The organism is Brevibacillus sp. WF146 (genome assembly GCF_001673705.2).
GTDB lineage: Bacteria > Bacillota > Bacilli > Brevibacillales > Brevibacillaceae > Brevibacillus > Brevibacillus thermoruber.
Map to the genome: position 1 here is coordinate 1278725 of NZ_CP109943.1, position 13096 is coordinate 1291820.

Here is a 13096-nt window from a genome sequence, read left to right on the forward strand (position 1 = left end):
ATAGGATAGGGACAACAAAGAGAGGGAGTGACAGGAATGATGAAAGGCACGTCTGAACGAATAGGCATGCCGACGCCGGGACGGGGGCCGATTGCGGACGGGCTGCTGTTTGCCGGCAAGTTTTTGCGCTCGCCCCGGACGGTCGGCAGCATCATGCCCAGCTCCCGCCAGCTTGCCCGGCGGATGCTGGCGCCGATCGACTGGACGACAGCGACGGCGGTGGCGGAGTTGGGGGCGGGGACGGGCGTGTTTACCCGGATGATCCGCGAGCTGAAACAACCCGGCTGCACGGCGCTGATTCTGGAGAAGGACGACGGGATGCGCCGTCAGTTGGCCGCGCGCTATCCGGAGCTGCATGTCGGCGGGGATGCGCGGGAGCTGACCCGGATCATGGAGAGATGCGGCATCAGACAGTTGGACGCGGTGGTGTGCGGGCTGCCGTTTGCCAATTTTCCGCAGGACCTGCGGGACGCCATCATGGACCAGGTGGAGGCGGCGCTGAAGCCCGGGGGCGTGTTCGTCTGTTTCCAATACTCGCTGCAGATGAGAAAGCAGTTGGCGGCGCGGTTTGGCCGCGTGGAGATCCGCTTTGTGCCGCTCAATGTTCCGTTTGCGTTCGTCTACGTCTGCAGGAAGCGGGGGAATCACGATGCCGGCTGACTTCCTGACGCAGATGGTGGAACAATACGGGTATCTCGCGCTGTTTTTCTCCTTGTGGCTGGGCATTGTCGGCATGCCGATTCCCGACGAAATGATCGTCATGTCGGCTGGGGCCCTGACCGCCCAAGGGTGGCTGGAACCGCTGCCGGCGTTTGTAGCCGTCTATCTGGGCGTCGTCTCCGGATTGTCGCTCGGGTACGTGCTGGGGTATCGCGTAGGTGCGCCGATTCTGCAGTGGGTCGTCCGCAAGTGCAATGGCCGGCGCTATCTGGCCAAAGCGGAGCGGCTGATGGAGCGGTACGGCAGTTGGGCGCTCTGCCTCAGCTACTTCTTTCCGGTCGTGCGCCATCTGGTGCCGTATCTGGTGGGCATCCAGCGCATGCCGCTGCGCCGCTATGCGATGTACACCCTGCCCACCGGATTCGTCTGGACCTTCAACTATTTTTGGGCCGGCCGCCTGTTTGGTCGCCACCTGGACGCGATCGCCCAAGGCGTGCAGACGTACGGCCGGATTACCTTGGCTGCGCTCTTGTGCATCGGTGCGGCGTACTGGCTGATCAGGCAGCGGCGCTGGGCCGTGTCCGTCGAAACAGAAGCAACCACGGGAGGAAATGAGAGTGGAGGAAATCACTGTACTGGTCGTGGATGACGACGAGGAGATCCGCAACCTGATCGCCATTTACCTGCAAAACGAGGGGTACCGCGTGCTGAAGGCGGCCGACGGCTTGGAAGCGCTGGAGGTCCTGAAGCAAAACGAGGTGCACCTGCTCGTCCTGGACATCATGATGCCGCGGCTGGACGGCATTCAGGCCTGTCTGAAAATCCGCGAAGAACAGCACATGCCGATCATCATGCTCTCCGCCAAATCGCAGGACATGGACAAGATCTACGGCCTCAGCACCGGAGCGGACGACTACATGACCAAGCCGTTCAACCCGTTGGAGCTGGTGGCCCGCGTCAAGTCGCAGCTGCGGCGATACCTGCGGCTCAATCAGGGATACACGGCCCGGGAAGACGAGATCGAGATCGGCGATTTGACGATCAACACGGCGACGCGCGAGGTGAAAGTGAACGGCCGGGACGTGAAACTGACGCCGACCGAATTTGCCATTCTGGAGCTCTTGGCCCGCAATCGGGGCGTCGTATTCAGCACGGAACAGATCTACGAGCGGGTGTGGAAGGAGCCGTTTTGCCAGTCGGACAACACGGTGATGGTTCACATCCGGAAAATTCGCGAAAAGATTGAGGAAGACACGCGCAAGCCGCGATACATCAAGACCGTGTGGGGAGTGGGGTATAAAATTGAGAGCGTTGTTTAGATGGCTGTCGCCGTTTTACGTGACTCGCCGCCTGTACCGCTGGACGATGACAGTCGTTCGGCGCGCCGTGGAACACTTTCGGCGGAGCCTGCGCCTGCAGTTGATCACCACCTTCGTCTTTTGCCTGCTGGCTGCCCTCCTGGCGGCGAGCCTCGCCCACGAGATGACCGAGAAGCTGTATTTGCGGCCGTACGTCGACTACAGCCAAAGCATGGAGCGGATGGACTGGGATACAAGGCGGCTGGCCTCCATAATCCGGGAGCAGAAGGTAACGGACAAAGCGGCCCTGCAGCAGATGATGAACAATTTCGAGCAGGATGTCGGGCTGCGGATGCTTTTGGTCAACCTGGACGGCAAGGTGGTGCTCAAGTCCGCCAAGGCGACGGAGAGCCAGGTCGATTTGTACAGCGTCATCAGCAGGGCGATGGAGCTGCGCCTTGATCGCGACAGGTACCGTCCCCAAGAGTTTGTCGCCTTTTACCCGGTGGAGCTGGCCGGACAAAAAGGCTACCTGATCGCCCGCGGCATGCCGGAGGCGAGCATCCGCTATGAGAGCACCGGCGTCAACATGATTGCTCTGCCCGTGTTTTTGATCGTCTTATTTTATCTGTTTTACCGATTTACCAAGCGGAAAACAGGCTATATCGAGGAATTGGCCGACAGCCTGCTCGTCATCTCGCAGGGCAAGCTGGATCACCGGGTCGAGGTGCGGGGCGAAGACGAACTGGGCTCGCTTGCCCGCAACATCAACCGGATGGCGGAGGAACTGCAGGCGAACATCGAACGGGAGCGGCAGGCGGAGAAGACCAAAAACGAACTGATCACCAACGTCTCGCACGATTTGCGCACGCCGCTCACCTCGGTGCTCGGCTACCTGCGGCTGCTGAAAGACCATCCCGCCGGAGGGCCGGATCAGCAGGAGTACACGCGGATCGCCTATGAGAAGGCGGAACATCTGAAGCGGCTGGTGGAGGATTTGTTCGAATACACCACGCTCAGTGGCCAAGGAGTCCAGCTCTACCGGCAGACCATCAGCATGAACGAACTGGTGGAGCAGTTGGTGGAGGAGTACGTGCCGCTGGCGGAGGAACAGCAGCTCAGCTTTTGCAAAGCGCTGCCCGACGAACGGCTGTACGTCAGCGTGGACCCGGAAAAGTTCGTGCGCGTGCTGGAGAACCTGTTCAGCAACGCGATCAAGTACGGCAAAAAACCGGGCAGCATCGACGTGACGCTCGCCCGCGAGGCAGGCGGCATCCGCTTGTCGGTGGCCAACAGGGCGGACGAGATGGCCCCGGAGGCGCTGAACCGACTGTTTGAACGCTTTTACCGGGTGGAGCAGTCCCGCTCGCGCAAGACAGGCGGCTCCGGGCTGGGGCTGGCCATCGTCAAGAGCATCGTCGAACTGCACGGCGGCCGCATTCAGGCGGACTACCGCGACGGCGTTCTGTCGTTTCACATCTGGCTGCCGGCCCCCCGTTCATGACGGGCAAGGCCCGGACAGGAGCGCCCTCTCAGCCGCGCTTGTCCCATCCGAAGCTGTCGAACCACTTGCCCGAGCGGTAGTTGTGAATCGCCTGACGGACGTACGGGATCACGTTGGCGGGCAGGTCGTCCACGTCGCACCAGCGCAGTTCGTCGCATTTCTCCGGTTCGGCGTTGACGATCTCGCCTGTCCACGTGCGGGCGGTGAGAAAGAAGTCGATCCGCTCGTCCGTCGATTTTCGGTGCATCACGCCGACCACTTCCAGATCGGCCGGGTCGATGTCGATGCCGCATTCCTCTTTCGCTTCCCGAATGGCCGCTGCCTTCACTTCTTCTCCGCCGTCCAGATGGCCGGCCGGGACGCTGTAGCTGCCGTCTTCGTAGCCCGTATTGAAGCGGCGCAGCAGCAGCAGCTCGTTTCCCCGCCGGAGAAACAGGTGGACGGCGGCGGGCATGGTGAACCGTTCTGTGCTCATGCAAACCTCCAACGTTTATACGACATGGTTGCAAACATTCTTATTATTCCGCCAAGTTTTCCCATCTGTCAACGAACAGCAAGCGGCCGGATCGCTTGCTGCAGGATCCGGCCGAGCTGTTGACGAAACCGCTGTCACTCCCGCGGCGCCTCTTCCGCAACCCGGTGGTGCTCCGCGCTTTTTTTCCGCAGTTCCTGATCCCGTTTTCGCTGCAGCGGAGAGATGGCCATGGCGTAAAACAGCATGCCGAAACCGGCCAGTCCCAACACAATGCCGATGATCAGATACAGGGTCGACATGAACCGGACCACCTCCTTTTTCCGCCGTGGACATGATTGTACTGCCGAACTGTGCTATAATTGGTTCGTCGTTTACCCGTAAAAAAACGCAGGGAGGATTTGCTTGATGACTCAGCACACGTCTGTCGATCAACTGGCGATCAACACGATCCGCACGCTGGCCATTGACGCTATCGAAAAAGCCAACTCCGGCCATCCGGGCATGCCGATGGGAGCGGCACCGATGGCGCATGTCTTGTGGAGCCGTTTCATGAAGGTAAACCCGCGCAATCCGCAATGGATCGACCGGGACCGTTTCGTGCTGTCTGCGGGACATGGTTCAATGCTATTATACGCCATGCTGCACCTGATGAAATACGATGTTTCGTTGGAAGACATACATAACTTCCGCCAATGGGGCAGCAAGACCCCGGGCCATCCGGAGTACGGCCACACGCCCGGCGTGGACGCCACGACCGGTCCACTGGGTCAGGGGATTGCCATGGCCGTCGGGATGGCGATGGCGGAGAAGCACATGGCGGCTGTCTACAACCGCGACGGCTTTGACATCGTCAACCACTACACCTACGTCATTTGCGGCGACGGCGACCTGATGGAGGGCGTCTCCGGCGAGGCCTCTTCGCTGGCCGGCCACCTGAAGCTGGGCAAGCTGATCGTGCTGTACGATTCCAACGACATTTCGCTTGACGGCGAGCTGTCCCGTTCCTTCTCGGAAAATGTGGCGCAGCGCTACCAGGCGTACGGCTGGCAGTACCTGCGCGTCGAGGACGGCAACGATCTGGCGGCCATCGAGGCGGCGATTGCCGAAGCGAAGCAGGATCTGGATCGCCCGACCCTGATCGAGGTAAAGACGGTGATCGGTTACGGCAGCCCGAACAAAGGGGGCTCCAACGCGGCCCACGGCGCGCCGCTGGGCAAGGAAGAAGTGAAGCTGACCAAGGCCCACTACCAGTGGCCGCATGACGCCGAATTCCACGTCCCGCAGGAAGTGGCCGACTACTACGCCAAACGGGCGGAAGCGGGCGAACAGGCGGAAGCGGCATGGCGCGAACGCTTTGCCGAATACGCCAAGGCGTATCCGGAGCTGGCCCGTCAGTTCCAGACAGCGGCGGACGGTCACCTGCCGGCCGGCTGGGACAGCCAACTGCCGACCTACGAAGCCGGAACCAAGCTGGCCACCCGCGCCGCGTCCGGCCATGCGATCAACGCACTGGCCAAAACGGTTCCGTACCTGTTCGGCGGTTCCGCTGACCTGGCTCACTCCAACAACACCATGATCAAAGAGGCGGGGAACTTCCTGCCTGGCAGCTACGACGGACGCAACATCTGGTTTGGTGTGCGCGAGTTTGCGATGGGGGCCGCCCTCAACGGGATGGCGCTGCACGGCGGACTGAAGGTATACGGCGGCACGTTCTTCGTCTTTTCCGATTACCTGCGTCCGGCCATCCGCCTGTCCGCGCTGATGAAGCAGCCGGTGATCTACGTCTTCACCCACGACTCGATCGCCGTCGGGGAAGACGGTCCGACGCACGAGCCGATCGAACAGCTCGCTTCGCTGCGGGCGATGCCGGGCCTGATAGTGCTGCGTCCGGCCGACGCCGTGGAGACCAATGAAGCGTGGAAGTACGCCATCTCCCGCACGGATGAGCCGGTCGCCCTGGTGCTGACGCGTCAAAACCTGCCGGTGCTCAACGAAACGATCGAGAAGGCGGCCGAAGGGGTAAGCAAAGGGGCCTACGTACTGGCCGACGCGCCGGACGGCAACCCGCAGCTCGTCCTGATCGCCACCGGTTCCGAAGTCTCCCTTTGCATGCAGGCTCGCGAAGTGCTGGCCGCGAAAGGCATCCAGGCGCGCGTCGTCTCCATGCCGAGCTGGGAGCTGTTTGAACGCCAGCCGCAGGAGTACCGCGACGCCGTGATCCCGCCGGCGGTGAAAGCCCGTCTGGCTGTGGAAATGGCCTCTCCGCTGGGCTGGGAGCGCTACGTCGGCGACGGCGGCAAGGTGCTGGGCATCAACCAGTTCGGCGCCTCCGCTCCGGGCGAACGGATCATGAAAGAGTACGGTTTCACCGTGGACAACGTGGTGGCGGAAGCGGAAAAGCTGCTCAAGTAAATATCCTTTTTGCGTGCAAAAGCCTGTTCTCCCTTGGGGAGACAGGCTTTTTCCAGTGACAAACGGGCGCAGATATGGAATCATAGACGGGGGGGGCGGACAGAAACTTTTTTGAAAAGGATCCGTCTATATGGTGTGGGAGAGAGAAAGCAACCAGGAGGTCATTCATGGCAACAAAGGCCAAGCAACAAGGGAAGAAGAAAAAGAAGAAATTGCTGATGTTTGCCGTATCCTTTACGGTCTTTCTGATCTTGAGCGTCATCGGCGGATACTTTGCATTGCTGTACGCCGGTGAAAAAATGATTGACACGCAGATACAGAAACTGGAGGCTCTGAAATCCGAGCCTACGGTGATCTATGACAAAGACGGTACCGAAATCACGAAGCTGCTCCGTGAAAAGAACACCAAGTACGTACCGCTCACCGAGATGCCGGATCATTTGATCAACGCCTTTATCGCTACGGAAGACCGGCGCTTCTTCGAGCACAAAGGCGTGGACATGTTTCGGATCGGCGGCGCCATCATCAACGACATCCGCAAGGGATCGCTCGCCGAAGGGGGCAGTACGATCACGCAGCAGCTCGCACGACGAGTATTCCTCTCCCTGGAACAGACGTTTTGGCGCAAGACGAAGGAAGTCTGCATCGCCATGGCTCTGGAGCGCCGGTATTCCAAGGACCAGATTCTGGAGATGTACCTGAACCAGATTTACTTCGGGGAAGGCGCCTACGGCGTTGGCGACGCCGCCGAGCGCTACTTTGGCAAGAAGGTCTCCGAGCTCGAACTGGACGAGGCGGCCATGCTGGCGGCCATTCCGAAAGCGCCGTCCACCTACTCGCCGTTTAACAATCCGGAAAAGGCGAAATTGCGCCGCGACACCGTGCTGCGCCTGATGAGCGAACAGGGATTCATCACGCAGGAGCAAAAGGTGGCGGCGCAGGCCAAACCGCTGCCGGAGGAGACGGAAGAAGCGAAGGCAGGCGGCGGGTTGAAAAAAGGCTACCGGGCGTTTTACGACTACGTGATCCGGGAGGCCGAGGCGAAGTACGGCGTCACGGAAGAAGATCTGTACCGCGGCGGCTGGAAGATTTACACCACGTTCAACCCGAAAATGCAGGACGCCATGGTGGAGGCGTACGAGAACCCGGACAACTTCCCGAAATCGGGGCCGCAGCGGGCCGTGGAATCGTCGATGATCGTCGTCGACGCCAAAACCGGCGGCATCGCCGCGATGATGGGCGGCCGCGATTACAAGCCAAAAGGCTACAACCTGGCGACCGACATGCAGCGGCAGCCCGGTTCGGCGTTCAAGCCGCTGGCCGTTTACGCTCCGGCAATCGATTCGGACTCCAGATGGGAGCCCAATTCGTCGCTCTCCAACAAGCGGCAGAGCTTCAACGGCTACGAGCCGCGCAACTACAACGGCAGGTACAGCGATTCCGTCAGCATGACCCGCGCCGTGATCGATTCGTTGAACGTGCCGGCGGTCTGGCTGCTGAACGAAATCGGCATCGATACCTCGCTGAAGTATCTGAAGAAATTCGGCATCGAGCTGACTCCGAAAGACCGCAACCTGGCGATCGCGCTGGGCGGTCTGGACAAGGGCACGTCGCCGCTGAAAATGGCGCAGGCGTACACGGCCTTCCCCAACAGCGGGGTGGTGTCCGAAGCGCACGTGATCGAGAAAATCGTGAACGAACAGGGCGGCGTCGAGAAAGTCTACCAGCCGAAACAGGAGCAGGTGATCAAACCGGAAACGGCATGGAAGGTACACACCATGCTGGAGCGTGCGGTCAAAGAAGGGACGGGGCGCAACGCGCGGATTTCCGGCCGCCACGTCGCCGGGAAAACGGGGACGACGCAATCCCTCATCGGGGACAGCAGCGTCAACAAGGACGCCTGGTTCGTCGGGTACACGCCGGAGTACGTAGGCGCGGTCTGGATGGGCTTTGACCACGAAGACGCCCAGCACCTGATGCGCGAAGGCAGCAGCCTGACGGCCAAAATGTTCGCCACCGTTCTGAAAAAGGGCTTGAAAGGAGAACCGGTGCGGGATTTTGAACCGCCGGCAGGCATGAAGCGGGAAAAAGAGCCGAAAAAAGAAGAGGCCGCTTCCGTGCGGCTCTCCGCCGACCTGACCCTGGACAACAACTCGCTGAAAGTGGTATTGAGCTGGTCCGGCGGGGCTGACGACTACACGTACGACGTGTACCGGATTTCTCCGGACAATCCGGATGATCGCCAGCTGATCGCCGCCGGCGTGAAGGATAACAGGCACGTGGATACGCTGGACTCTCCGGTCATGTACAAGTATGTCGTCGTTCCCCGTGATGCGGATGGCAGGGAACTGGAGCCTTCCAACATTGCCGAAATCAACACGAAGCAATTGGAGCAGCTGCTGCAGGAAGGGGAGCACCACGACGACAGCGGCACGCATGAGGACGACAACAGCGGCTCGCATCAGGACGACGGCACGGTCGAGGGAGGCAACGGCCAGTACCCGTCCACCGGAACAGATGGACAGAACGGAACCGGTCAGCCTGCAGACGGTCAGTCTCCTGGCGGCGAAACGCCGGTGATTCCGCCGGATATCGTCCAACCGAACAACCAGCAATCGCCGCCAAACGGCATTGTGCTGCCGCCGCCGCCCGAAGATGGGGAAGACGGCCGACGACATTCGCGAGGGAACGGCCGCAACGGCTAACAGTGGAAATCTGCTGCACAGTTAGCACATTTTCGAGTATTTGCACTTCCTCTCCCGCGTGGTACAATACACATAAATCGGGAGACAGGAGGGACGGTCTATGACTGACTTCGCACAAGTGGATTTGCGGGCGTTTTTTGTAGAGCAGTTGCGGCGGGCCAAGGTGAATTTTGAACGTGCTCTCGACTGTAAACACACCGATTTTGACGATTTGTATCCGTACATGAACGAACAGCCCCAGTTCTTCTGGTATAAACGCTACGTGGCGTGGTCCGAACTGCTGACCGTCGTCCGTCTGGCGGAAGAGTTGGGGATCGAGTGGACGGAAGAATTCAGCGACCAGCAGGTGGAGTTTATCAAAGGCAAAGTCCTGCAGGGCAAGGTGCTGGATCAGTGGAATCCGGAAGAAGAACAGGAAGAAGAAACCCTGAGCCATATGGAAGAATAAGAAAAGCGCGTTCCCGCAGCGGGAGCGCGCTTTTTTGCCGTCGATCCGCCTTTGCCTGTCCATCGGTTGCAGGAGGGCCGCTCTCCGCATGCCGGATGTGACCCGGACAGCGGCTTGTTCGTCCTTCCTGTTAATGAAGCCAATGATAGACGACGCGGGGCGTTTCCTCGTCGCGACCGGCCGGCAGGGCAAGCGCTGCCGGGTTGGCCCACCGGGGAACGGGAGCGGCATGGGCGGAGATGATCACTTCCGTTCCCGGCGCGGCAAACGTGTACAGTTCCTCGACGTCCCGGTTGTGCAGGCGAATGCAGCCAAGCGAGACCGACTGGCCGATGCTGGCGGGATGGTTGGTGCCGTGGATGGCGTAGCCGTCGCGCTGAAAAATCAGGCCTCGCGTTCCGTAGATGTCGCCGGGGCCGCGGGGACGGCTGATTTTTTGCAGCACGGAAAAGTAGCCTTCCGGCGTCGAGCCGTTTTTGCCGATGGCGATCGGATAGCGCCGGACGAGGTGTGGCCCGCTGGTCAGCGTCATCGTGTGCGAGTCCAGGTGGACGTGAATCTGCAGCGGCTCCAGCGGCACCGACGGCTCCGGATAGCCGCGCAGCGGGACGACCTGGCGCATGCTTTCCCAGGCGGCTTCCGGGCGAAACGCCGCTGGCCGGTACGCCCAGTCCGATGATCCGTACCAGGCAGGCGGCGGGGGAATCTCCGGCAGCGCGTTGCCGGGATAGGCGCCGGCCAGGTCGCTCAGGCGCCGGGGCAGGCTCCCTTTTTGCTGGTAGCTGCGGTACAGGGCGCTGCGCAGGATCAGCAGGTGTTCCAGCGTGCGCTGTTCCTCCGCGAGCTGGAGCTTGGCCGTCCGCACCGCCGGATTCTGGTCGCAGGCGCAGGGACGGTCAAACCACTGCTGGCTCAAGACGGTGCGGCTGACGGGGTCATACCGCAGGAGACCGCGCAGTTCGCCCGGCCGGTAAAACAACAGCGGCGTAAACAGCGGCGCCCCCGTCACTTCCGGGACGGCCAGCACCGTGTACGGCTGTGTGAGCGCAGGACGGCGCCCTCTCACATAGTCGTACACGTGATCGCGCAGCCGCTTGCCGTCCATGCCGGCCGGTACGGCGATCACTTCCACGTGCGGCCGCTCTAGGACGGATGTGTTCCTTCCATCGGGGGAAGCGGCGCCTGTCGGAGCCGCCCGGTCCGGTTCCGACAAGAGCCCCGGCGAGAAGGCAAATTGGGCATGGAAAAACAAAAGCGAGGCGAGCAGCAGGCGGATTCTGCCGGCCCACAACCGCCGCCTGCGCCTGCGCAGCAGGTCCTGATAGGCGGCGGCCGCCTCTTCCGAGAACGGGCCGTGCCTGGCGTGCAGCGCCCGGCGGTACGCGGCCAGCGCCTCTTCCGTTTCGTTCCGCATTTCCCGTTCGCGGCCGAGATGGTACCAGCCGATGGCCAGGTCGGGATGCCGTTCGACGAACCATCGGTAAAAGGCGAGGTCGTTCTTGTCCGGATAGGTCATGTGAAACGTGCTTTTTTCCTGGAGAAACTGTGCCTTGTTCACCGCACTCCCTCCTTACTGGAAGTATCGGCCGGGAACAGGGAAAACGTGAGAGAGGAGGAGAGACATGATGTATCTGCATGCCATCATCTTGCGCAGGGAGCTGTTTCCCACGCAGGCGGGCTACCCGTTTTCCCTGCCTGCGTACCAGGGCGTGGACGAAATCCCCTTGACCAGCAGCGTCACCTTTTTTGTCGGCGAAAACGGCTCCGGCAAGTCGACGCTGCTGGAGGCGGTCGCCTACCAGTGCGGCTTTCACACCGCCGGCGGCGGCCGTCACAACCTCTACCACGTGGACCGGGCGGAGGCGGCTCTGGGAGAATATGTCCGCCTTTCCTGGCGCCCGAAGATGACCAACGGCTTTTTTCTTCGGGCGGAGAGCTTTTACCAGTTTGCCAGCCACATCGACGAGACGGAGCGCCTCAGTCCGACCGGGTACCGCAGCTACGGCGGGCGGTCGCTGCACGAGCAGTCGCACGGCGAGTCGTTTTTCTCGCTGTTTGCCCACCGCTTTCGCGGCAAAGGCATCTACCTTCTGGACGAACCGGAGGCGGCCCTCTCGCCGATGCGGCAGATCGCGTTTTTATACCTGATGCGGGAGATGGTGGAGGAAGGGGCCCAGTTTCTCATCGCCACCCACTCGCCGATCCTGATGGGCTTCCCGGGCGCCCGCATCCTCAGCTTTGACGAGTCGCCGCTGGCGGAGGTCCGCTACGAGGAGACGGAGCACTACCAACTGACCCGCCGCTTTCTGGAGAATCCCCGGGCCTTTTGGGACATCTGACGCGATTGCCCCGCCAGTGCCTGCTTTCGCGGGAAGGACCGTTCGACAGCCGGCCCCAGGCTGGCGGGCCAGCATGTTTTCCGGCCCTGCTCAGCCGCACTGCTCGATGCAAACGACGCGGGAAAAGTCGCCCCGCTCCAGCGCCTCCTGCTCGATCCAGAAGTAAAGGCGGCCGACGTCTCCCCACATCATCCCCGTCTTTTCCTCTTCCGAATCCACCTGGAACAGCAGCCGCCAGCGGGTCGCTCGCCGCAGCGCCGCCTGATCGTTTCTGTCCGTGGAGGGATCGGCCAGAAGCTGACATTCCCGCTGCATGTCCCCCTGTATCGGGTCGGGACAGCCGAGCAGGCGATTTTTCATGTCGTCCGGATGAAGAAACCACTCCTCAACGCGTTGGCCGAATACCTCCCAGTACCGGTCGAAATCGTCCCGGTTTTCGTTCCAGCTCATGCCAAGCTGCTCGATGTCGCACGACTCGCCCGGTGGTACGGTCCACTCCACAAGATAGCGGAGGGAGCAGGGCGAGAAGCGGGCGGGCGGATCGTAATCGTCCAGCTCCTCGGGCGGCGCGGTCCGCTTCAAGCCGGCACCGTCCGGGTCCGGTACGAACAAGACCCTGGCTGTCTCCACGCTGTCGTAGAAATCCTTGTCGTCGTACATCGCCGCCGCGGCGAAAAAGAAGAGGAGCAATCCCCGCTCCGGCAGTATGTTCTCCGGAAACGGGGGCAGTTCGGCCAGGTTGATCTGCGCCAGGAACGACAGCGGATACGACCTCCAGTACGGCCAAGGCGTTCCCGCCGGCAGGTCGGGGCAGCCGCCGATTTTGGACGAGCCGGGGGACAGCGCCTCCTCGTCCACCGGATGCGTGAAAATTCGGAAAGAAGGGCGGATGAGCGGTTCGAAACGCTCCGCGTAGCGTGACAGCCCCGCCTCGTGAAACAAGGACAAAATCTCTTGTTTCATCGGTTCTCCTCCTTGTTGTCCGGCAGGCTCCCGGCAGTCGTCTCACGCATCAAGCGGATCAGCTCGCCCAGCTTGGCGTTGCGTTCCCGGTCGCTTTCCGTCTTTTGCTTCATGAAGCGGAGCAGACTGACGAGAACGTACACGATGAACCCGTAAAAGGCGAGCGTCAGCAGCAGGGGAACGAGCATGAAAAAAGACGGCCCCACATCAAGAGCAGTCCTTCCAAAATTCAGCATGCGAATCTCTCCTTTCTTAGAAAAAAATGGAATACACGACACGATTATTCTATCAT

At 61.1% G+C, this 13096-nt stretch carries 13 protein-coding genes; 8 read left to right on the plus strand and 5 right to left on the minus strand.

From position 1 onward, the window contains the following. Positions 1-36: 36 nt before the first annotated feature. The 4 genes from A6764_RS06190 to A6764_RS06205 are packed head-to-tail and all read left to right on the plus strand — an operon-like array spanning position 37 to position 3462. Positions 37-660 carry a class I SAM-dependent methyltransferase gene (locus A6764_RS06190; RefSeq protein WP_319800804.1) on the plus strand — a complete coding sequence of 208 codons (624 nt, stop codon included), beginning with the start codon at positions 37-39 and terminating at the stop codon, positions 658-660. Further along, positions 650-1309, plus strand: a complete 660-nt coding sequence (locus tag A6764_RS06195) for a DedA family protein (RefSeq protein ID WP_083989794.1) — start codon at positions 650-652, stop codon at positions 1307-1309. The genes A6764_RS06190 and A6764_RS06195 overlap by 11 nt, the downstream gene beginning before the upstream one ends. Next, positions 1272-1979, plus strand: coding sequence for a response regulator transcription factor (locus tag A6764_RS06200; RefSeq protein ID WP_065067046.1), 708 nt, complete (start codon positions 1272-1274; stop codon positions 1977-1979). The genes A6764_RS06195 and A6764_RS06200 overlap by 38 nt, the downstream gene beginning before the upstream one ends. Beyond that, positions 1963-3462 carry a sensor histidine kinase gene (locus A6764_RS06205; protein ID WP_083989793.1) on the plus strand — a complete coding sequence of 500 codons (1500 nt, stop codon included), beginning with the start codon at positions 1963-1965 and terminating at the stop codon, positions 3460-3462. The genes A6764_RS06200 and A6764_RS06205 overlap by 17 nt, the downstream gene beginning before the upstream one ends. A gap of 28 nt (positions 3463-3490) precedes the next feature. Here the strand turns inward: A6764_RS06205 and A6764_RS06210 are convergent, their stop codons facing one another. Continuing rightward, a complete protein-coding gene (locus tag A6764_RS06210; protein WP_029098631.1) occupies positions 3491-3937 on the minus strand; it encodes an NUDIX hydrolase in 447 nt (148 codons plus the stop codon). A 134-nt stretch (positions 3938-4071) separates the two neighbouring features. Continuing rightward, complete coding sequence (locus A6764_RS06215) at positions 4072-4236, minus strand: hypothetical protein (RefSeq protein WP_176703266.1); 165 nt, start codon at positions 4234-4236, stop codon at positions 4072-4074. Between the two features lie 106 nt (positions 4237-4342). Here A6764_RS06215 and tkt point away from each other — a divergent pair, with 106 nt between their 5' ends. The 3 genes from tkt (at position 4343) to A6764_RS06230 (ending at position 9502) form a co-directional block, all read left to right on the plus strand. Further along, positions 4343-6349, plus strand: a complete 2007-nt coding sequence (gene tkt / locus A6764_RS06220; RefSeq protein WP_065067045.1) for a transketolase — start codon at positions 4343-4345, stop codon at positions 6347-6349. Between the two features lie 167 nt (positions 6350-6516). Continuing rightward, positions 6517-9054 (plus strand): transglycosylase domain-containing protein, encoded by a 2538-nt coding sequence (locus A6764_RS06225; RefSeq protein ID WP_065067044.1) that lies wholly within the window; start codon positions 6517-6519, stop codon positions 9052-9054. Between the two features lie 100 nt (positions 9055-9154). After that, the gene (locus tag A6764_RS06230; RefSeq protein ID WP_029098634.1) at positions 9155-9502 is read left to right on the plus strand and encodes a hypothetical protein; all 348 of its coding nucleotides are present in this window, start codon (positions 9155-9157) and stop codon (positions 9500-9502) included. Positions 9503-9632: 130 nt separating this feature from the next. Here A6764_RS06230 and A6764_RS06235 read toward each other — a convergent pair whose 3' ends face one another. Then, positions 9633-11060: a L,D-transpeptidase family protein gene (locus A6764_RS06235; protein ID WP_065067043.1), complete on the minus strand. Its 1428-nt coding sequence runs from the start codon at positions 11058-11060 to the stop codon at positions 9633-9635. A gap of 67 nt (positions 11061-11127) precedes the next feature. Here A6764_RS06235 and A6764_RS06240 point away from each other — a divergent pair, with 67 nt between their 5' ends. After that, positions 11128-11841: an AAA family ATPase gene (locus A6764_RS06240; protein WP_065067057.1), complete on the plus strand. Its 714-nt coding sequence runs from the start codon at positions 11128-11130 to the stop codon at positions 11839-11841. 90 nt (positions 11842-11931) lie between these two features. Here the strand turns inward: A6764_RS06240 and A6764_RS06245 are convergent, their stop codons facing one another. Beyond that, positions 11932-12804: a YwqG family protein gene (locus A6764_RS06245; protein ID WP_065067042.1), complete on the minus strand. Its 873-nt coding sequence runs from the start codon at positions 12802-12804 to the stop codon at positions 11932-11934. Beyond that, on the minus strand, positions 12801-13040 hold the full coding sequence (locus tag A6764_RS06250; protein ID WP_051188137.1) for a hypothetical protein: 240 nt from the start codon (positions 13038-13040) through the stop codon (positions 12801-12803). Before A6764_RS06250 ends, A6764_RS06245 begins: the two co-directional genes overlap by 4 nt. Between the last annotated feature and the right edge of the window lie 56 nt (positions 13041-13096).

Excerpts from the sequence above, each read along its gene's own strand:
- A6764_RS06190 (WP_319800804.1), top strand. The coding sequence starts at position 37 with ATGATGAAAGGCACGTCTGAACGAATAGGCATGCCGACGCCGGGACGG.
- A6764_RS06195 (WP_083989794.1), top strand. The coding sequence starts at position 650 with ATGCCGGCTGACTTCCTGACGCAGATGGTGGAACAATACGGGTATCTC.
- A6764_RS06200 (WP_065067046.1), top strand. The coding sequence starts at position 1,272 with ATGAGAGTGGAGGAAATCACTGTACTGGTCGTGGATGACGACGAGGAG.
- A6764_RS06210 (WP_029098631.1), bottom strand. The coding sequence starts at position 3,937 with ATGAGCACAGAACGGTTCACCATGCCCGCCGCCGTCCACCTGTTTCTC.
- A6764_RS06215 (WP_176703266.1), bottom strand. The coding sequence starts at position 4,236 with ATGTCGACCCTGTATCTGATCATCGGCATTGTGTTGGGACTGGCCGGT.
- tkt (WP_065067045.1), top strand. The coding sequence starts at position 4,343 with ATGACTCAGCACACGTCTGTCGATCAACTGGCGATCAACACGATCCGC.
- A6764_RS06225 (WP_065067044.1), top strand. The coding sequence starts at position 6,517 with ATGGCAACAAAGGCCAAGCAACAAGGGAAGAAGAAAAAGAAGAAATTG.
- A6764_RS06230 (WP_029098634.1), top strand. The coding sequence starts at position 9,155 with ATGACTGACTTCGCACAAGTGGATTTGCGGGCGTTTTTTGTAGAGCAG.
- A6764_RS06240 (WP_065067057.1), top strand. The coding sequence starts at position 11,128 with ATGTATCTGCATGCCATCATCTTGCGCAGGGAGCTGTTTCCCACGCAG.
- A6764_RS06245 (WP_065067042.1), bottom strand. The coding sequence starts at position 12,804 with ATGAAACAAGAGATTTTGTCCTTGTTTCACGAGGCGGGGCTGTCACGC.
- A6764_RS06250 (WP_051188137.1), bottom strand. The coding sequence starts at position 13,040 with ATGCTGAATTTTGGAAGGACTGCTCTTGATGTGGGGCCGTCTTTTTTC.